Source organism: Delftia sp. Cs1-4 (assembly GCF_000214395.1).
GTDB classification, from domain to species: Bacteria; Pseudomonadota; Gammaproteobacteria; order Burkholderiales; family Burkholderiaceae_C; genus Comamonas; species Comamonas acidovorans.
The window spans coordinates 5,059,721-5,077,058 of sequence record NC_015563.1; the positions used below are offsets into that span (position 1 = coordinate 5,059,721).

The window sequence follows — 17,338 nt, forward strand, 5'->3', positions numbered from 1 at the left end:
CGCCGCCAGCAGCAAGGATAAGTCAGTTAAGTGACTGTCATCGTTGAACAATCCAAAGCCTGCTTAATTTTCAGGCAGGCCGGTGCTCCCTGGCGCGCTGCTGCAGCCATGAAGAGAACACGCGCAGGGCGGGCGCGGGCTGCGCATCGGGCGCCAGGGCCGGCGTGACCAGGTAGTAGGCACGGTTGCCGCGCAGCGGCTGCGGGCAGGCAATGATGAGGTCGCCGCGCGCCAGTTCCTGCTCGATCAGCATGGGTGGCATCAGCGCCACGCCCAGGCCCTGGCTGGCCGCCACGGCCAGCATGGAGAACAGCTCCAGCCGCATGCCGTCCAGCGCGCGCGGCGCGGCCACGCCCATGGCATCGAACCACTGCTGCCAGCCGTAGGGCCGCGTGCTTTGCTGCAACAGCGGCATCCGGGCCACGATGTCCGCCCCCACGGGCAGCCAGGCGCGGCCCGGCTCGCGCGCCTGGGCCGTGGCCAGCAGTTGCGGGCTGCACACGGGAACGACCTCTTCGTCCATCAGCCATTGCGCCTGCACACCGGGCCAGCGCGCCACCTGCTCGGGCGTGCCTGCATAGAGCGCGGCGTCGAACACGGTATCGGCGAAAAGGAAGGGCCGCGTCTGCACGTCGATGTGCACCGTGACCTCGGGATGCTCGCGCGCCAGCTGCGGCAGGCGCGGCAGCAGCCAGCGCGTGGCGAAGGTGGGCACGGCCGCCAGGTTGAGCGGCCCGCCTTCGCCCTGGTGGGCCATGATGTCCAGCGTGTCGCGCTCCAGGCCGTGCAGCCAGCGCGAGACCTGCTGTGCGTACTGCGTGCCCGCCTCCGTCAGCAGCACGCCGTGGCGCGTGCGCCGGAACAGCTGCACGCCCAGGAACTCCTCCAGCGCAATGATCTGGCGCGAGACGGCGCTTTGCGTGAGCGACAGCTCCTGCGCCGCACGCGTGTAGCTGATGTGGCGGGCGGCCGATTCGAAGCAGGCCAGGGCTTGGGTGGATGGCAGGGCTCTACGCATATCTCATGAATTCAACGCACTCCAATGGCACACATCATAGGGAATAACCCGCAACATGGAATCCATACATGCGCTTTACGCATTCATGGATGAACAAACATCGTTTGCGCCGCGCCCAGGCCCGCTTCTAAGATGCAGCGCAACAACGCTACACGGCGGTGTCCTGCCCGGCACCGCGCTGACACCGCACGTGGCAGCGGCTCCCGCCCTTGACCTCTTTGTTTTTGGAGATACGACACCATGGCCCGCAACAGCTTCCAATGGGATGACCCCTTCCAGCTCGACCAGCAACTGAGCGAAGACGAGCGCATGATCCGCGACGCGGCCCATGCCTACTGCCAGGAGAAGCTGGCCCCCCGCGTGCTGGAAATGTTCCGCCACGAAAAGTCCGACGTGAGCATCTTCCGCGAGATGGGCGAGCTGGGCCTGCTGGGCCCCACCATTCCCACGCAGTACGGCGGCGCGGGCCTGAACTACGTCAGCTACGGCCTGGTGGCGCGCGAGATCGAGCGCGTGGACTCGGGCTACCGCTCCATGGCCAGCGTGCAAAGCTCGCTGGTGATGGTGCCCATCAATGAATTCGGTACCGAAGACCAGAAGAACAGGTACCTGCCCAAGCTGGCCAGCGGCGAGTTCATCGGCTGCTTCGGCCTGACCGAACCCGACCACGGCTCCGACCCCGGCAGCATGTCCAGCCGCGCCTACAAGGTGGACGGCGGCTACCGCCTCAAGGGCAACAAGATGTGGATCACCAACAGCCCCGTGGCCGACGTGTTCGTGGTCTGGGCCAAGGAAGTGACCGAGGACGGCCATGTGGGCGAGATCCGCGGCTTCATTCTGGACAAGGGCATGAAGGGCCTGTCGGCCCCGGCCATCCACGGCAAGGTGGGCCTGCGCGCCTCCATCACGGGCGAGATCGTGATGGACGACGTCTTCGTTCCCGAGGAAAACGCCTTCCCCGAGGTGCGCGGCCTCAAGGGCCCCTTCACCTGCCTGAACAGCGCACGCTTCGGCATCGCCTGGGGGGCCCTGGGCGCAGCCGAGTTCTGCTGGCACACGGCGCGCCAGTACACGCTGGACCGCAAGCAGTTCGGCCGCCCCCTGGCTGCCAACCAGCTGATCCAGAAGAAGCTGGCCGACATGCAGACCGAGATCACCCTGGGCCTGCAGGCCGCGCTGCGCGTGGGCCGCATGAAGGACGAGCACCAGAACGTGATCGAGATCACCTCGCTGATCAAGCGCAACAACTGCGGCAAGTCGCTGGACATCGCCCGCATGGCGCGCGACATGATGGGCGGCAACGGCATCAGCGACGAGTTCGGCGTGGCCCGCCATCTGGTCAACCTGGAAGTGGTCAACACCTACGAGGGCACGCACGATGTGCATGCGCTGATCCTGGGCCGTGCCCAAACCGGCATCGCAGCGTTTTCGAACTGAAGCTCCCCCTGAGCCGCTGCGCGGCTTCCCCCTCTCTACTTGCTTCGCAAGGGAGGGGGACGACACCCTCGCTGCGGGGCGGCCCTTGCTTGGTGTCCCTCGCTTTGGGCCGCGCCCGTTTCATGCGAAGCGGGTGATGCATGACCAAGGGTCAGCCGACGACGGCACGACCGCACTTCTGTCTTTCCATGTCCTCCACATCCTCCGCGCCGGCCGCATTGGCTGGCATCAAGGTGCTTGATCTTTCCCGCGTGCTGGCCGGGCCCTGGTGCACGCAGACGCTGGCCGACCTGGGTGCCGATGTGATCAAGGTCGAGCGGCCCGTGGCCGGCGATGACACGCGCCACTGGGGGCCTCCGTTCCTGCCGCGCGACGATGGGCAGGCCACGCAGGAGGCCAGCTATTTCACGGCCTGCAACCGCAACAAACGCTCGGTCACCATCGACATGTCCACCCCCGATGGGCAGCAGCTGATTCGCCAGATGGCGGCAGGGGCCGATGTGCTGGTGGAGAACTTCAAGGTCGGTGGCCTGGCGCAGTACGGGCTGGACTACGAAAGCCTCAAGGCGCTCAACCCGCGCCTGATCTATTGCTCGGTCACGGGTTTCGGCCAGACCGGCCCGTATGCCGAGCGCGCGGGCTACGACCTCATGGTGCAGGCCATGTGCGGGCTGATGAGCATCACCGGCCATGCCGACGAGGCGCCCGGAGGCGGCCCGCTCAAGGTGGGTGTGGCCGTGATCGATGTCTTCACGGGCCTGTATGCCAGCAATGCCATCCTGGCCGCGCTGCATGCGCGCCAGGCCTCGGGCCGGGGCCAGCACATCGACATGGCCCTGCTCGACGTGGGCATGGCCGTGCTGGCCAACCAGGCCGCCGGCTTTCTGGCCACGGGCGAATCGCCGGGCCGCGCCGGCAACATCCACCCCAGCCTGGCGCCCTACCAGGACTTCGCCACGGCCAACGGCAACGTGCTGCTGGCCATTGGCAATGACGGGCAGTTCGCGCGCTTTTGCGCCGCCGTCGGCGAAGCCGGCTGGGCGCAGGACGAGCGCTTTGCCACCAACACCGCCCGCGTGCGCAATCGCCAGGCGCTGCTGGAGCGGATGGTGCCCCTCATGAAGACACGCGGCACGGCCGAATGGATTGCGCTGCTGGAAGACAAGGCCGTGCCCTGCGGCCCCATCAACACCATTGCCCAGGCCTTCGACGACCCGCAGGTGCGCGCACGCGGCATACGCGTCGAGCTGCCGCGCGAGGCCGGCGACGGCATCTCGCGCATTGCCGGCGTGGCCAGCCCCATGCGGCTGAGCGATACCCCGCCCGTGCTGCGCAGCGCACCGCCCTCCCTGGGCCAGCACACCGATGAAGTGCTGGGCGAGCTGGGCATTGCGCCCATGGCCATCCAGGCGCTGCGCTCGCGCGGCGTGGTCTGATCGCCGGCGCCGCGCAACACCGCCTCCACATTTTTCAGCCCAAGCACCGCCATACGAATGTCCTAACGAATCCCGCCCTCCCACCCGTCGGTGCCTCACAACAAACGTCCACAACATCCATTCAAGGAGACAACACCATGACTCACACCTCCCGCATCGCGCTCGCCGGCATCCTCGGCGCCCTCGCGCTTTCGGGCGCAGCCCATGCCCAGGGCTACCCCACCAAGCCCATCAAGCTGCTCGTGCCCTTCGCGGCCGGCGGCACCACCGACCTGATCGCGCGCATCGTGGCCGAGCCGCTGGGCCGTGCCCTGGGCCAGCCCGTGGTGGTCGAGAACAAGGGCGGCGGCGGCGGCAGCATCGGCGCGGCCGAGACGGCGCGCTCCCAGCCCGATGGCTACAGCCTGGGCATCGCCACCGTGTCCACCACGGCCACCAACCCGGCGATCAACCCCAAGATCCCGTACAACGTGCTGACCGACTTCACGCCCATCGTGAACATCGCGGCCACGCCCAACATCATTGCGGCCAACCCCAAGTTCGCGGGCAAGAACTACCAGGAGTTCCTGGCCGAGGTGAAGAAGAACCCCGGCAAGTACTCCTACGCCTCGCCCGGCAACGGCAGCATCACCCATCTGATGATGGAGATGTTCAAGCTGTCCACGGGCACCGACATCACCCACGTGCCCTACCGTGGCAGCGGCCCCGCGCTGAACGACGCCGTGGCCGGCCAGGTTCCGCTGATCTTCGACAACCTGCCCTCAGCCCTGGGCTTCGTCAAGGAAAAGCGCCTGGTGCCCATCGTGGTGGCCGCGCCCCAGCGCCTGGCAGCGCTGCCCGATGTGCCCACCTTCAAGGAAGTGGGCCTGGCTCCCGTCAACCGCATGGCCTACTACGGCATCGTCGGCCCCAAGAACCTGCCGCGCGACATCGTGGACAAGGTCAACGCCGCCACGCGCAAGGTGCTGCAGGACCCGGCCATCAAGAAGCGCATCGAGGAAACCGGCTCGCTGATCGTGGCCGACACGCCCGAGCATTTCTTTGAAGAGATCAAGGCCGAACTGGCGGTCTACAAGGACGTGGTGCAAAAGCAGAACCTGACGATGGATTGAGCCTGCGCGTCACCCACTGACCATCCCCGCCACGGCGGGGATTTTTTTCAGGCCTCGCCAGCGGCAGGCGACAGCAACGCCTCGCACACCTCGCACAGGCGCTCAGCCAGACGCCGGCCCGGCGCCGACAACTGGGCCCGTACGTGCAGTGCCACTTCCACATCAGGCACGGGGGCGAAGCCGGCCATGCCGTCGAGCAGGCGGTGGCCGGGCCCGACCAGCCGGCGCGGCAGCAGGCTGATGCCCAGGCCTTGCTCCACGGCGGCTTCCAGGCTCGCCAGGCTAGCGCTCACATAGGCCAGGCGCCAGCGCCGGCCGGCGGCATCCAGCGCATGCGTCATCTCGCTGCGGTACAGGCCGCCCTGCGGAAATACCACCAGGGGCAAGGGATCCATCCCGTGGCAGGGATGCCGCGCACTGTCTATCCAGGCCAGCGGTTCGGGCCAGCGCGCCATGCCGGGCGTGCTGCCGCTGCGCTGCTTGACGATGGCCAGGTCCAGCTCGCCGGCCTGCAGCTGCTGCCATATCGCCTGCGACAGCCCGCTGGTCAGCTCCAGGCGCAACTGCGGCTGGCTGCGCGCCAGCGCGCCCAAGGCGGGCATCAAGGCATGGCCGGCAAAGTCCTCGGGAACACCGATGCGCAGCACGGCCTCGGTGGCGCCAGCCAACTGTTCCACGGCCTCGTCCATGAGCGTGAGGATGCGCTGCGCATAGGCCAGCAGGCGCTCTCCTTCCAGCGTGCATTCCACATGGCGCCCGCTGCGGTCCAGCAGCGTGCAGCCCATTTGCTCCTCCAGCCTGCGGATCTGCTGGCTGACCGTGGACTGGGTCAGGTGCACGCCCTGCGCCGCGCGCGTGAAGCTGCCGGTTTCGGCCACGGCGCAGAAGCTGCGCAGCAGGGTGGGGTCTATGGAAGAGGGTTGCATGGGGCGTTGGCGGATTTCAGTGGCTTTGTCACTGCCCGGCATTTGATCATTTAATTTTCCAATTGATGGCCCCCGTCCTAGACTGCGGCCTCAGCTCCCGATTGCCCAGCCATCCCCATGCAAGAACAAGAACACATCCGCCTGCTGCGCCATGCCGTGCAACTGGCGCACGACAACCGCCTGCGGGGCGGCCGGCCCTTCGGCGCCCTGCTCGCGCGCGAGGGGCAGATCCTGTCCACGGGCGTCAACGAGATCGTGCAAAGCCATGATCCCAGCGCCCATGCCGAAATGCAGGCGCTGCGCGCAGGCACGCGCGCCCAGGCCAACCCCAGCCTGGCTGGCTGCACCATCTACGCCAGCGGCCACCCCTGTCCCATGTGCCTGGCGGCGCTGGTGATGGCCGGGGCCGAGCAGGTTTTCTTCGCCTTCGACAACGCGGACGCCCAGCCTTACGGCCTGTCCAGCGAAGGCGCCTACCAGCGGCTGCGCATGCCGCTGCAGCCGCCACCGCTGCCCCTGACGCGGCTGGACACGGGCATCACGGCGGCCCAGCTGTATGGCAACGCCCCCTGGGCCTGAAGCCATGTCGTCCATTGCGCCCGCACGCACCGAGGCGCCTGCCGCAGCGCACGCCATTCCAACGGCGCTGTGGCTGGCCACCGTGGTCCTGGTCACGCTGAACCTGCGCCCGTTTCTCACGGCCATCGGCCCGCTGGGCCCGCAGATACAGTCCGCCACGGGCATGGATCTGTCCACGCTGTCCTGGCTGACCCTGCTGCCCATGGCGTTGATGGGCGTGGGCGCCTGGCTGGCCCCGGCCGCGCTGCGGCGCCTGGGTCCGCGCCGCGCCGTGGTCGGGTCCTTGGCGGTGATTGCGCTGGGCTGCGCGCTGCGCGTGGCGGGCTCCAGTGCGGCCCCCCTGCTGGCCACGGCCGCGCTGTGCGGCGCTGGCGTGGCCCTGGTGCAAGGCGTGCTGCCGGGCCTGATCAAGCGCCAGTCGCCCGCACGCATGGCCCAGATGATGGGGCTGTACTCGGCCGCGCTCATGGGCGGCGGGGCGCTCGGTGCCCAGATTTCGCCGCTGGCCGTGCAATGGGGACTGGACTGGCGCTTTGCACTGGCGCTCTGGACTGCACCCGCCCTGCTGGCATTGGCGCTGGCGCGGCATGCGCTGAGCACATTGCCGGGTCCGGCACCCATGGCGACCCATGCCTCGCAAGACACCGGCTGGCTGCGCCAGCGCCCGCGCACCTGGCTGCTGATGGCCTGCTTCGGCCTCATCAATGGCGGCTATGCGGCCATGGTGGCCTGGCTTGCGCCCTTCTACCAGACGCACGGCTGGAGCCCCGCGCAAAGCGGCGGCCTGGTCGCCCTGCTGTCGGTGGCCCAGGCCAGCGCCGCGCTGGGACTGCCCGTGCTGGCTGCGCGCCATGCCGACCGGCGGCCGTGGCTGGGGTTCACGCTGCTGTGCCAGATCATCGGCCTGGCCGCGCTGGCCTGGTGGCCTGATGCGGCGCCGCTGCTCAACATCGTCATCCTCGGCATCGGCCTGGGTGGCTGCTTCGCGCTGATGATGGTGGTGGCGCTGGACCATCTTCCCCACCCCACGCAGGCCGGTGCGCTCAACGCGCTGATGCAGGGCGGCGGCTTTCTGATTGCGGCGCTGGCGCCCTATGTGATCGCCCGGCTGCACCAGTTCACGGGCGGATTCGGCGCCGGCTGGCTGGCCCAGATGGCCGCCGTGCTCGTGGTCTGCGTGCTGGTGTCCCGCCTGGCGCCGCAGCGCTACGCCCAGGCCATGCGGGCACCCGGCGGCTGACCCGCTTCAGTGCGCGGCCTGGAAGCCGGCCGACCAGCGCACGAAGGCCCAGATGCACCAGGCCAGGCCCAGCGCCACCAGGCCGCCGCCGATCCAGCCGATGTTCTGCATGCCCGCGTGCATGCTGACCTGGCTGCCCAGCAGCGCACCGCCGCCAATGCCGATGTTGAAGATGCCCGAGAACATGGACATGCCCACATCGGTGGCGTCGGCCGCCAGCTTGAGCACCTGGGACTGCATGGCCAGGGCGAAGCAGATCATGGCGACACCCCAGACCGAACTCATCACGTAAAGCGATGCCTCATGGCCCGAGGCCGGCACCAGCATCAGCAGGCTGGCCGACAGCACGCCAATGGCGGCCAGCAGAAAGCCGCGCGGATGGCGCAGCCCCCACCAGCTGAACATCACGCTGCCCACGATGCCCATGCCGCCGTACAGCAGCAGCACGGCCGTGGTCACCTTGCCCTCGAAGCCCGCGATGTCCTGCACGAAGGGCTCGATATAGCTGTAGGCCGTGAACTGCCCGGTGATCACGACCACCAGCAGGATGTAGATGGACAGCAGCGCCGGGCGGCGCAGCAGCATGGGCACGCTGGCCAGGTTGCCCGCGTTCTCGCTGGGCAGGCGCGGCAGCAGCCGGGCCAGGGCCACCATGACGATGGCGGCCACCCCGCCCACGGCCAGGAACGTCGTGCGCCAGCCCAGCCATTCGCCCACGATGCGGCCCAGCGGAATGCCCAGCACCATGGCCATGGAGGTGCCGGTGGCCAGCAGGCTCAGCGCCACGGCCTTCCTGCCGGGCGGCGCCACGCGCACGGCCAGCGAGGCGGTGATGGACCAGAACACCGCGTGCGACAGCGCAATGCCGATGCGGCTGACCATGAGCGAGGCAAAGCTCCAGGCCACGCCCGACAGCACATGGCTGGCCACGAACAGCGCGAACACGCCCATCAGCAGCTTGCGCCGCTCCACATTGCGCGTGAGCAGCATGAAGGGCAGCGAGGCCAGGGCCACGATCCAGGCATAGATGGTCAGCATCAGCCCGACCTGCTCGGTGGGCATGCCAAAGCTCGCGCCAATGCTGCTGAGCAGGCCCACGGGCACGAACTCGGTGGTATTGAAGACGAAGGCGCCCAGCGCCAGCGCGATCACGCTGAGCCAGGCCTGGGCGGCCGTGGGTGTGGATGACGCGGAAACGGAGCCGGCCGCAGCGGAAACGGAAGGGGGCATGGGGAACGTGGGGCCTTTTTTGTTGCAGCGCAATATTGTGCTGCGCCATGCGACTGCCTGATGTCAGCTGCCGCGCAGGCCCCAGTGCCGCCAGGGGGACTCAGGCCGGAGGCAGGTGGCAGACGGCCTCGATGTTGTGGCCGTCGGGGTCGAGCACGAAGGCCGCGTAATAGTCGTCGTGGTAGTGCGGTCGCAGGCCGGGCTCGCCGTTGCAGCGCCCGCCTGCCGCCAGGGCCGCCGCATGGAAGTCGTCGACCATGTGGCGGTTGTCCACGCGGAAGGCCACATGGATGGGCGGCTGATTGGGCGTGCCCCCGCTGATCCAGAAATCGGGCTTGGGCGGCTCGCCGAAGCCAGCAGTGTCCGTATGGCCCGTGACTTCGGCAGAAAGCTCCATGAGGATTTCATAGCCCAGCGGCGCCAGGGCGCGTGCATAGAAATCCTTGCTGCGCTCGAAGTCCGATACGAGGATTCCCGTGTGGTCGATCATGGCTGTGCTCCTGCCTGTTCATGACGGACACCAGCATGCCATGGAGACCGCTGCGGCACCAGTGGACTGGCGCAGGTGTTCAGTAAGCGACGGTGAAACGCTGGCGCAGGTGCAGGCCCTTGTCCAGCGCGTCGACCAGGGCCACGGCCAGGTCCGCTGCCGAAATCGTGCCGGGCTGGCCATCGGCCTGCATCAGCGGCTCATCCTTGCCCGTGCGGTATTGGCCTGTGCGTTCGCCATGGTCGCCCAGGTGCAGGGCAATGGGCGGGCTCAGCATCGTCCAGTCCAGGCCCTGCTCCTTTTGCAGATCGTTGAGGGCATCGCGGGCAGCCGAGGCGCCAGGCTTGATGGCGGCCGGGAACTCGGGCGTGTCCACCAATTGCTTGCCGGGTGCGATGTAGAGGCTGCCTGCGCCGCCGACCACCAGGTAGCGCTTGATGCCGGCCGCCTTGGTGCCCGCCACGATGGCGCGCGAGCCGCGCATGAAGTCCTCATAGATGTCGGGATTGCCCCAGCCCGCGTTGTAGGCGCTGACCACGGCGTCCGCGCCCGCCACGGCGCGCTGCACGGCGGCGGCGTCCAGTACATCGGCCTGCACGGCCTGCAGCCGCGGCTGGGCCGCCAGCTTGGCGGGGTCGCGCACCAGGGCCACGACCTCATGGCCGCGCTGCAGCAGCTCCTTCAATACCGCCGAACCCACAAAACCGGTTGCGCCAATCAATGCCACTTTCATCTTCGGTCCTTTATGGCGCCAGGGCGCCTGTTCACGATGGCATTGAGATTACGCCGTTCACAATGCATGCGGTAGACGGCAATTTTTACCAATACCTTGAAGCGCAGCTTCACAATACAGCCCATGGATGACTACAAACGCATGGCCGTTTTCGCCGCCGTGGTGCAGCACGGCTCCATGAGCGCCGCCGCGCGTGCCCTGGGCATGAGCCCCTCGGCCGTGAGCCAGCAGGTGCGCCAGCTCGAACGCGATGGCGGCGTCACCCTGCTGCACCGCTCCACCCGGCAGATCGCGCTGACCGACACCGGCGAGCGCTACTACCAGCAGTGCGCCGCCATGGCCCAGGCCGCCAGCCAGGCGCGGGCCGAGCTGGCGGCCGCGCGCGACGAGCCCGGCGGCGAGCTGCGCCTGTCAGCCACCGTGGGCTTTGCCCGCCACATCGCGCCGGCCCTGGGCCACTGGCTGGCCCGGCACCCCGCACTGCGCCTGCACCTGGATGTGGACGACGCGCCCATCGACCTCATACAAAGCCGCATCGACCTGGCCTTGCGCTTCGGCCGGCTGGCCGATTCCGGCTGGGCCGCCCGGCGCCTGGGCGCCATGCGCAACTGGCTGTGCGCCTCGCCCGCATGGATACAGGCCCAGGGGGGCGGCGCGGCCTGGCGCCACCCGGCACCGCTGGCCAGCATGCGCTGGCTGGGCCTGGCGCGCGAGGGCCAGGGCCAGGCCCTGCGTGCCGAGGCGCGCCTCCCTGACACGGGCGAGACCTACAGCCTGCAGGTGCTGCCGCATGTGGCCAGCAACAACCAGCTGTCCATCCAGCAGATGTGCGAGGCGGGCCTTGGCCTGGCCCTGCTGGGCAGCATGGACGTGGCCGACACGGTGGCCGAAGGCCGCCTGGTGCGCCTGCTGCCCGACTGGGACTTCGGCGGCCTGGACATCTGGGCCGTCACCCCGCAGCGCCAGGCCCAGCCCGCCAAGGTGCGCCAGGCCATCGCTGCCTTGCAGGCCTATCTGGCCCGGTTGCCGGGCGTGGTCGATGCGCCGGCCCCGGCCTGAGGATCATGGACAGCGCACGAAAAAAAGCCCGCACGGGGCGGGCATGAAAACGAAGGAAGGACGCTCGCTCAGTCGAGGGCTGTCTTCTGGCCGTTCTTGAACACGCTCAGCGTGTACGAGGGGTTCTTCATCTCGCCGTTTTTCTCGAAGGCGATCTTCGAGGTCACGCCCGAGTAGTCGGCCTTTTGCAGGAAGGGGATGTAGACCTTGGGGTCCCAGGAGTTGGCGCGCTTCATGGCGTCGGCCAGCATCATGGTGGCGTCGTAGAAGTACGGGCTGTAGACCTGGAACTGGCCGGGGTACTTGGCGTCGTAGCGCTTTTTCCATTCCGTGCCGCCGGGCATCTTGGCCAGCGAGGCGCCGCCATCGGCGCAGATCACGTTGTCCAGCGGCTTGGCACCGGCCGCCACCTTGGCCAGCTCGGGCACGCACAGGCCGTCGCCGCCGAAGTACTTGGCATCGTTCAGGCCCAGCTGGGCCATCTGGCGCAGCATGGGGCCGGCCTGGCCGTACATGCCGCCGTAGAAGATGCCATCGGGCTTCTTGGCCTTGATCGAGGTCAGGATGGCCATGAAGTCCGTGGCCTTGTCGTTCGTGAACTCCGAGGCCACGACCTTCACGCCCAGCTTTTCCGCATCCTTCTTGAACACATTGGCCAGGCCCTGGCCGTAGGCCGTGCGGTCATCGATGATGGCCACGGTCTTGAGCTTGAGCGTCTGCGCCGCGTACTTGGCCAGTGCCGCGCCCAGCGCGTTGTCATTGGCGATCACGCGGTAGGTGGTGTTCCAGCCGGGCTTGGTCAGGTCGGGGTTGGTGGCCGCGCCCGTGATCATGGGAATGCCGCAGTCCTGGAAGACCTTGGACGAGGGAATGGCCACGCCCGAGTTGAGGAAGGCCACGGCGCCCGCGACCTTGTCGTCGCACAGCTTCTGCGAAGCGGCCGTGCCCTGCTTGGGATCGGCCACATCGTCTTCGGCCACCAGCTGGAACTTGACCTTCTTGCCGGCGATCTCCATGCCCTTGGCATTGAGCTCGTCGATGGCCATGCGCACGCCGTTTTCGTTGTCCTTGCCGAAATTGGCCTGGGGACCGGACACCGGGCCGATGTGGCCGATGCGGATCACCTGCTCCTGGGCCATGGCCACGCCACCCATGCCGGCCACGACGGCCGCAATACACAACTTCCGGGACATCTTCATCGCGCACTCCTCAGTTGAAACAGGCCGTCACGTTATTCCCGTCATCGCGGCTTGGCAATGCCGCGTGACGGGGCCGCGACACTCGGCACCAACTCAGTGTTTACGAGCATCCGTCCCCACCCAAAGCTGTGCTGGGTGGCGCGCCGCAACCGGTGACGCAGGCGGCGCTTGCAACTCAGGCCGCGCGGGCCTGGCCCAGCGCCTGCACCTGGGCCAGCTGGTCCAGGGCCGCCAGGCAGGCATGGGCCACCTCCACGCCCTTCTTCACGAAGTGGGCGCGGAAGAACTCCACATGGTCGCCGTGCTCGTGGAAGTCGCGCGGCGTGAGCACGGCGGAGAACACGGGCACCTCGGTGTCGAGCTGCACGCGCATCAGCCCGTCGATCACGGCCGAGGACACGAACTCATGGCGGTAGATGCCGCCATTGACCACCAGAGCGCAGGCGACGATGGCGTCGAAGCGGCCAGTGTCGGCCAGCTTCTTGGCCAGCAGCGGGATCTCGAAGGCGCCGGGCACATTGAAGTGGCTGATGTTCTGCGCGGCCACGCCCTGGGCCTGCAGCTCGGCCGCCATGGAGTCGCGCGCCTGGTGCACGACATCGGTATGCCAGCTCGCGCAGATGACGGCCACGCGGCTGCGGCCCGCGACGGCCCTCCACGGCGTGCCCGAGGCCGTGCCGTGTGCGGAGAAATTCAAGGAGACAGGAGTCTGATTCATGGTGCTCTTTCAAGATGAGACAAATGAATCAGGGCGCGCGCCATGGCGCCGCATGGCGCGGCGCAGCCCATGGGACAACCATGGGCATGGCGCCTGCCATGCAGGTGCTGCGCGATCTCTTTCATCCGGACTGTGACCGTCGGCTCTGGCATCTCACCAGATCTGCTGACCCCGGCCGGCCTTGCGGCTTGCCGGGCGCTCGCGGGCTCCTGGACACATGCCGAAAGACAGATCCAGATACCGCCGGTGGGGAATTTCGCCCCGCCCTGAGAACGCTGCTTTGCGGCGCACGGACTGCGCACCGCCAAAGACAGAGGCCATTCTAGCCGCGCCCGCAAGCCATTGCCGCGATCGGGGCGGCAGGCGTCCTTGCGCACCACGCCTGCGCAATTCATCTGGCAACACCTACAGAATATGGGCGAATTGCTATCAAAATAGAAGCTCCGCTGTCGCCCTTGTTGCCTTGCAAGGACGACCCAGGTCAACCAATACGGCCTGTCAAACGTCATAGGAAGAGATCCAGACAGGAAACACGCCTTTGCTCGGACCCCATACCATGCCCCGTTCCAACGCCCCCACCGCGCAGTCACACCAGCAGCGTGACCTGCGCCCCCTGCGCACGCTGCGCCTGCTGGCCGGCCTTGGCCTCGCCGCCCTGGTCACCGCCTGCGCCGTGCCGCCCGATGGCTACTCGGACATGGGCTCCGGCTACCCCAGCTATCCCAGCTATCCGACCTACCCCAGCTACCCCTCTGGCGGCGGCGTCATCTACCCCTCCTATCCCACGCAGCCCGCCTATCCCGACAACGGCTGGTACGAGCGCCAGCGCCTGCAGCGCGAGCGCGATCGCCTGCAGTACGAGCGCGAGCGCATTCAGCAGGAGCGCAACCGCGACGCCTGGCGCGACCGCCAGGAGCGCGAGCGTGAAATGCGCGAGCGCGACCGGGACCGTGACCGCCAGGCACAGGACCGCGACCGCCAGTTGCGCGAGCGCATGCAGGAGCAGCAGCGCCGCGAAGCCGAGCGCCAGCAGCGGGACCGCGAGCGCGACCAGGGCCAGCAGCAACGCGATCGTGAACGCCAGCAACGCGACCGGGAACAGCAGCAGCGTGACCGCGAGCAGCAGCAACGCGCCATCGAGCGCATGCAGCGCGAAAGCCAGGGCGGCGGCAACCCCTACCCCACGCAGGATCCGCGCCACTGGCGTTGAACGGCTGACCAGCGGCATGTCCAGCCCCCTGCGCTGCGCACCATAATCGGCAATGCACCACATCCCTGTGCCGTTTGTGATGGGAAAGGAAACCGCCATGCACCGCACCCAAGACCTTTGCCAGCGCCGGGCACTGGCGGCGCTTGTACCGATGCTTGCAACGCTGGTGGTGGCACTCACCGCAGGCCCGGCCTCGGCCCAGGTCATCCGCTGCACGGATGCCAAGACCGGCCGAGTTACCTACACCAACAGCAGTTGCAAGGACGGCGAAAACCGCGTGCAGGTGCAGGAAGCCCCCAGCCCCGAAGAGCTGGAACGCGAGCGCGCGCAGTCCGCCGCCGCCATAGAGCGCAAGAACCAGCAACTGACCCGCGAAGAGGCCGAGCGCCGCGCACGCGCCCAGCAGCAGGAGCGCGAGGCGCGCAGCCGGCGCGAGCGCGAGAACTCGGCCCAGCGCGACAGCGGCGACTCACCTGCCTGCCAGCAGGCGCGCCGCCGTCTGGACACCATCCTGGCCGAGTCCAATCCCGATCCGGCCACCTGGGGCCCGCGCAGCCAGGCCGCCCAGCAGCAAATGGAAATGGCCTGCCTGGGCCCCAAGGCCTATGAGCAGCTGCAGCAATCGCGCGCATTGCAGCCCAATGCCATCAACCGGCCGTGGATCGTCGGGCGCCCCGTGCCGCCGCAGCCGCTGCCGCCTTCGGCGCCCATCTCGCACTGCAACGTGTTCCGCTGCTACGACACCAACGGCGGCATCCATCCGCGCTGATTCACGCGCGCAGGCCCTGCTCCACGGTGGGGTAGCGCAGGCGCAGGCCCAGCTCGGCCTTCAGGCGCTGGTTGCGCAGGCGGCGTGACTCCCCCATGAAGCTCAGCAGGCTGGCCGGCAGCTCGCGCTGTGCCTGCTCGCGCGTGATGCGCGCGGGGCGCGGCAGGCCGTAGAGATCGGCCGCAAAGTCGAAATAGTCCCCCATGCGCAGCTGCGTATCGTCGCTGGCGTGATAGATGCGCTGCGGCCGGCCGCGCCACAGCGCCCGCACGCAGGCGCGGGCCAGGTCGTCGGCATGGATGTGGTTGGTGTAGACATCCTCTGCGGCGCACAGCAGGGGCGTGCCGCGCAGCAGGCGCCCGCGCGGCGTACCGTTTTCCCGGTCCGGCGCATAGATGCCCGGGATGCGCAAAATGCTGGCGCGCAGGCCGCCGCGCCCGGCAAAGCGCACGGCACGCTCGGCGTTCACGCGGCGCTGGGCACGCGCCGTGGCCGGTGCGGGCGGGCGGCTTTCGTCGATCCAGGCGCCCTCGCAGTTGCCGTAGACACCGGAGGTCGAGCCATAGACCAGGCTCGCCGGCCGGCCGCGACGGCGCAGCACGCGCAGCAGGGCCGTGGTGCGCGGGTCCAGCCACCAGCCCTCTTCGCCAGCGGGCGGATTGGGCGGCGGCGCCAGATGGACGACGCGCGTGGCCAGGCCGGCCAGACGGCGCAGCGTGGCAGGTGCGTCCAGATCGCCCAGCAGCGGCGTGATGCCGCGCCCGCGCAGATCCTGCAGGCGCTCGGCGCCACGCGTCAGGGCCAGCACGCGCGGGCCCCGTCGTGCGACGCCAGAGCGCGCGTCGGGCGCGCCCGCCAATGCACCAGCCACGCGCAGCCCCACGTCGCCGCAGCCGACGATGAGCACGCGTTCGCGTCGAAAGCGCGCCGGCAGCGCGCCCAATGGGTTTTGGTTTGAGGGCAAAATCCTGGCCTGTTGCGAGGGCGGCCACCCGCGCGCCGCCGGTCGCGGCAGCGGCATGTCCGTCCGGGAAAGAAGATCGCCGGCGCGCTCCACGCGCCCGCCAGCGCCCCCGAGGATACCGAGAACATGACCGAGATAGCCAACGCTTCCCACGAAATCACCGTACAGCCCAGCGGCCGCGCCTTCGCCACGCAGGGCAGCGAGACCATCCTGGCCGCCGCCATCCGCTCCGGCGTGGGCCTGCCCTATGGCTGCAAGGACGGTGCCTGCGGTTCCTGCAAGTGCAAGAAGCTCAGTGGCGATGTCACCCATGGCCCGCATGCCGACAAGGCGCTGACCGCCCAGGAAGAGGCCGACGGCTATGTGCTCACCTGCTGCGCCCGGCCGGCCACCTCGGTGGTGCTGGAGTCGCGCCAGGTCACCGATGCCAGCGCCTTTCCCATCAAGAAAATGCCCGTGCGCGTGGCCACGCTGGAGAAGAAGTCGCACGACGTGATGCAGGTGCGCCTGCAACTGCCCGCCGCAGACAAGTTCCGCTACCACGCAGGCCAGTACGTGGAGTTCATCCTGCGCGACGGCGCCCGCCGCGCCTACTCCATGGCCACGGCCCCCCACTTGCAGGACACGGCGCCGGGGCTGGAGCTGCACATCCGCCACATGCCGGGCGGCAAGTTCACCGACCATGTGTTCGGCGCCATGAAGGAAAAGGAAATCCTGCGCGTGGAAGGCCCGTTCGGCAGCTTCTTCCTGCGCGAGGACAGCGACAAGCCCGTCATCCTGCTGGCCTCGGGCACGGGCTTCGCGCCCATCAAGGCGCTGCTGGAGCACATCCGCCACAAGGACATCCACCGCTCCGTCACCCTGTATTGGGGCGGCCGCCGCCCCGAAGACCTCTACATGGACGCCTGGGTGCGCGAACAGGCCGAAGCCATGCCGCAGCTGTGCTACGTGCCCGTGGTCTCGGATGCCCTGCCCGAAGACGCCTGGACCGGCCGCACGGGCTTCGTGCACCAGGCCGTGCTGGACGATTTTGCCGACCTCTCGGGCCACCAGGTCTATGCCTGCGGCGCGCCCATCGTGGTCGATTCCGCGCACCAGGCCTATGTGCACCAGCGTGGCTTGCCCGACGAAGAGTTCTACGCCGACGCATTCACCACGGAAGCCGACAAGGCAGCCTGAAGCCAGGGCAGATCAATCAATACGCAGAAAAACTGCTCT

Annotated in this window: 17 protein-coding genes and 1 riboswitch; of the genes, 9 read left to right on the plus strand and 8 right to left on the minus strand. The window is 68.3% G+C overall.

The features are described from left to right. Positions 1-70: 70 nt before the first annotated feature. The gene (locus tag DELCS14_RS22140; RefSeq protein WP_012204131.1) at positions 71-1,018 is read right to left on the minus strand and encodes a LysR substrate-binding domain-containing protein; all 948 of its coding nucleotides are present in this window, start codon (positions 1,016-1,018) and stop codon (positions 71-73) included. A gap of 240 nt (positions 1,019-1,258) precedes the next feature. Here DELCS14_RS22140 and DELCS14_RS22145 point away from each other — a divergent pair, with 240 nt between their 5' ends. The 3 genes from DELCS14_RS22145 to DELCS14_RS22155 all read left to right on the plus strand — a co-directional run bounded on the left by DELCS14_RS22145 (position 1,259) and on the right by DELCS14_RS22155 (position 5,003). Beyond that, positions 1,259-2,455: an acyl-CoA dehydrogenase gene (locus DELCS14_RS22145; protein WP_013803645.1), complete on the plus strand. Its 1,197-nt coding sequence runs from the start codon at positions 1,259-1,261 to the stop codon at positions 2,453-2,455. Between the two features lie 188 nt (positions 2,456-2,643). Continuing rightward, positions 2,644-3,891 carry a CaiB/BaiF CoA-transferase family protein gene (locus tag DELCS14_RS22150; RefSeq protein WP_013803646.1) on the plus strand — a complete coding sequence of 416 codons (1,248 nt, stop codon included), beginning with the start codon at positions 2,644-2,646 and terminating at the stop codon, positions 3,889-3,891. Between the two features lie 137 nt (positions 3,892-4,028). Continuing rightward, the gene (locus tag DELCS14_RS22155; RefSeq protein ID WP_012204128.1) at positions 4,029-5,003 is read left to right on the plus strand and encodes a tripartite tricarboxylate transporter substrate binding protein BugE; all 975 of its coding nucleotides are present in this window, start codon (positions 4,029-4,031) and stop codon (positions 5,001-5,003) included. Positions 5,004-5,050: 47 nt separating this feature from the next. Here the strand turns inward: DELCS14_RS22155 and DELCS14_RS22160 are convergent, their stop codons facing one another. Then, the gene (locus DELCS14_RS22160; RefSeq protein ID WP_013803647.1) at positions 5,051-5,929 is read right to left on the minus strand and encodes a LysR substrate-binding domain-containing protein; all 879 of its coding nucleotides are present in this window, start codon (positions 5,927-5,929) and stop codon (positions 5,051-5,053) included. Positions 5,930-6,046: 117 nt separating this feature from the next. On the opposite strand from DELCS14_RS22160, the gene DELCS14_RS22165 reads away from it, so the two are divergent. Both DELCS14_RS22165 and DELCS14_RS22170 read left to right on the plus strand, forming a co-directional pair. Beyond that, on the plus strand, positions 6,047-6,508 hold the full coding sequence (locus DELCS14_RS22165) for a nucleoside deaminase (RefSeq protein ID WP_012204126.1): 462 nt from the start codon (positions 6,047-6,049) through the stop codon (positions 6,506-6,508). 4 nt (positions 6,509-6,512) lie between these two features. Then, positions 6,513-7,748 carry a cyanate transporter gene (locus DELCS14_RS22170; protein ID WP_013803648.1) on the plus strand — a complete coding sequence of 412 codons (1,236 nt, stop codon included), beginning with the start codon at positions 6,513-6,515 and terminating at the stop codon, positions 7,746-7,748. A gap of 6 nt (positions 7,749-7,754) precedes the next feature. On the opposite strand, the gene DELCS14_RS22175 is transcribed toward DELCS14_RS22170, so the two are convergent. The 3 genes from DELCS14_RS22175 to DELCS14_RS22185 form a co-directional block, all read right to left on the minus strand. Further along, complete coding sequence (locus tag DELCS14_RS22175) at positions 7,755-8,978, minus strand: sugar transporter (RefSeq protein ID WP_012204124.1); 1,224 nt, start codon at positions 8,976-8,978, stop codon at positions 7,755-7,757. Between the two features lie 100 nt (positions 8,979-9,078). Then, positions 9,079-9,468 carry a VOC family protein gene (locus DELCS14_RS22180; RefSeq protein WP_012204123.1) on the minus strand — a complete coding sequence of 130 codons (390 nt, stop codon included), beginning with the start codon at positions 9,466-9,468 and terminating at the stop codon, positions 9,079-9,081. Between the two features lie 79 nt (positions 9,469-9,547). Beyond that, positions 9,548-10,201: an NAD(P)-dependent oxidoreductase gene (locus tag DELCS14_RS22185; RefSeq protein ID WP_012204122.1), complete on the minus strand. Its 654-nt coding sequence runs from the start codon at positions 10,199-10,201 to the stop codon at positions 9,548-9,550. A 123-nt stretch (positions 10,202-10,324) separates the two neighbouring features. Here DELCS14_RS22185 and DELCS14_RS22190 point away from each other — a divergent pair, with 123 nt between their 5' ends. Beyond that, complete coding sequence (locus tag DELCS14_RS22190; protein WP_013803649.1) at positions 10,325-11,260, plus strand: LysR family transcriptional regulator; 936 nt, start codon at positions 10,325-10,327, stop codon at positions 11,258-11,260. A gap of 68 nt (positions 11,261-11,328) precedes the next feature. Here the strand turns inward: DELCS14_RS22190 and DELCS14_RS22195 are convergent, their stop codons facing one another. Together DELCS14_RS22195 and DELCS14_RS22200 are read right to left on the minus strand one after the other, a co-directional pair. After that, positions 11,329-12,459 (minus strand): branched-chain amino acid ABC transporter substrate-binding protein, encoded by a 1,131-nt coding sequence (locus DELCS14_RS22195; RefSeq protein WP_013803650.1) that lies wholly within the window; start codon positions 12,457-12,459, stop codon positions 11,329-11,331. A 175-nt stretch (positions 12,460-12,634) separates the two neighbouring features. Next, positions 12,635-13,177 carry a 6,7-dimethyl-8-ribityllumazine synthase gene (locus DELCS14_RS22200; protein WP_013803651.1) on the minus strand — a complete coding sequence of 181 codons (543 nt, stop codon included), beginning with the start codon at positions 13,175-13,177 and terminating at the stop codon, positions 12,635-12,637. Positions 13,178-13,286: 109 nt separating this feature from the next. Then, a riboswitch (FMN riboswitch) is annotated at positions 13,287-13,455 on the minus strand. 278 nt (positions 13,456-13,733) lie between these two features. On the opposite strand from DELCS14_RS22200, the gene DELCS14_RS22205 reads away from it, so the two are divergent. Then, positions 13,734-14,387 carry a hypothetical protein gene (locus DELCS14_RS22205; protein ID WP_013803652.1) on the plus strand — a complete coding sequence of 218 codons (654 nt, stop codon included), beginning with the start codon at positions 13,734-13,736 and terminating at the stop codon, positions 14,385-14,387. A gap of 97 nt (positions 14,388-14,484) precedes the next feature. Beyond that, positions 14,485-15,156: a DUF4124 domain-containing protein gene (locus DELCS14_RS22210; protein WP_013803653.1), complete on the plus strand. Its 672-nt coding sequence runs from the start codon at positions 14,485-14,487 to the stop codon at positions 15,154-15,156. Between the two features lies 1 nt (position 15,157). On the opposite strand, the gene DELCS14_RS22215 is transcribed toward DELCS14_RS22210, so the two are convergent. Then, complete coding sequence (locus DELCS14_RS22215; RefSeq protein ID WP_013803654.1) at positions 15,158-16,177, minus strand: SDR family oxidoreductase; 1,020 nt, start codon at positions 16,175-16,177, stop codon at positions 15,158-15,160. Between the two features lie 69 nt (positions 16,178-16,246). Here DELCS14_RS22215 and DELCS14_RS22220 point away from each other — a divergent pair, with 69 nt between their 5' ends. Continuing rightward, a complete protein-coding gene (locus tag DELCS14_RS22220) occupies positions 16,247-17,299 on the plus strand; it encodes a CDP-6-deoxy-delta-3,4-glucoseen reductase (protein ID WP_013803655.1) in 1,053 nt (350 codons plus the stop codon). Positions 17,300-17,338: the final 39 nt, after the last annotated feature.

What these genes read in the sequence shown, in the direction of transcription:
- DELCS14_RS22175 (WP_012204124.1), bottom strand. Translation starts at nt 8,978, where the DNA reads ATGCCCCCTTCCGTTTCCGCTGCGGCCGGCTCCGTTTCCGCGTCATCC.
- DELCS14_RS22155 (WP_012204128.1), top strand. Translation starts at nt 4,029, where the DNA reads ATGACTCACACCTCCCGCATCGCGCTCGCCGGCATCCTCGGCGCCCTC.
- DELCS14_RS22210 (WP_013803653.1), top strand. Translation starts at nt 14,485, where the DNA reads ATGCACCGCACCCAAGACCTTTGCCAGCGCCGGGCACTGGCGGCGCTT.
- DELCS14_RS22170 (WP_013803648.1), top strand. Translation starts at nt 6,513, where the DNA reads ATGTCGTCCATTGCGCCCGCACGCACCGAGGCGCCTGCCGCAGCGCAC.
- DELCS14_RS22200 (WP_013803651.1), bottom strand. Translation starts at nt 13,177, where the DNA reads ATGAATCAGACTCCTGTCTCCTTGAATTTCTCCGCACACGGCACGGCC.
- DELCS14_RS22145 (WP_013803645.1), top strand. Translation starts at nt 1,259, where the DNA reads ATGGCCCGCAACAGCTTCCAATGGGATGACCCCTTCCAGCTCGACCAG.
- DELCS14_RS22180 (WP_012204123.1), bottom strand. Translation starts at nt 9,468, where the DNA reads ATGATCGACCACACGGGAATCCTCGTATCGGACTTCGAGCGCAGCAAG.
- DELCS14_RS22205 (WP_013803652.1), top strand. Translation starts at nt 13,734, where the DNA reads ATGCCCCGTTCCAACGCCCCCACCGCGCAGTCACACCAGCAGCGTGAC.
- DELCS14_RS22160 (WP_013803647.1), bottom strand. Translation starts at nt 5,929, where the DNA reads ATGCAACCCTCTTCCATAGACCCCACCCTGCTGCGCAGCTTCTGCGCC.
- DELCS14_RS22190 (WP_013803649.1), top strand. Translation starts at nt 10,325, where the DNA reads ATGGATGACTACAAACGCATGGCCGTTTTCGCCGCCGTGGTGCAGCAC.
- DELCS14_RS22150 (WP_013803646.1), top strand. Translation starts at nt 2,644, where the DNA reads ATGTCCTCCACATCCTCCGCGCCGGCCGCATTGGCTGGCATCAAGGTG.
- DELCS14_RS22165 (WP_012204126.1), top strand. Translation starts at nt 6,047, where the DNA reads ATGCAAGAACAAGAACACATCCGCCTGCTGCGCCATGCCGTGCAACTG.
- DELCS14_RS22215 (WP_013803654.1), bottom strand. Translation starts at nt 16,177, where the DNA reads ATGCCGCTGCCGCGACCGGCGGCGCGCGGGTGGCCGCCCTCGCAACAG.
- DELCS14_RS22220 (WP_013803655.1), top strand. Translation starts at nt 16,247, where the DNA reads ATGACCGAGATAGCCAACGCTTCCCACGAAATCACCGTACAGCCCAGC.
- DELCS14_RS22185 (WP_012204122.1), bottom strand. Translation starts at nt 10,201, where the DNA reads ATGAAAGTGGCATTGATTGGCGCAACCGGTTTTGTGGGTTCGGCGGTA.
- DELCS14_RS22195 (WP_013803650.1), bottom strand. Translation starts at nt 12,459, where the DNA reads ATGAAGATGTCCCGGAAGTTGTGTATTGCGGCCGTCGTGGCCGGCATG.
- DELCS14_RS22140 (WP_012204131.1), bottom strand. Translation starts at nt 1,018, where the DNA reads ATGCGTAGAGCCCTGCCATCCACCCAAGCCCTGGCCTGCTTCGAATCG.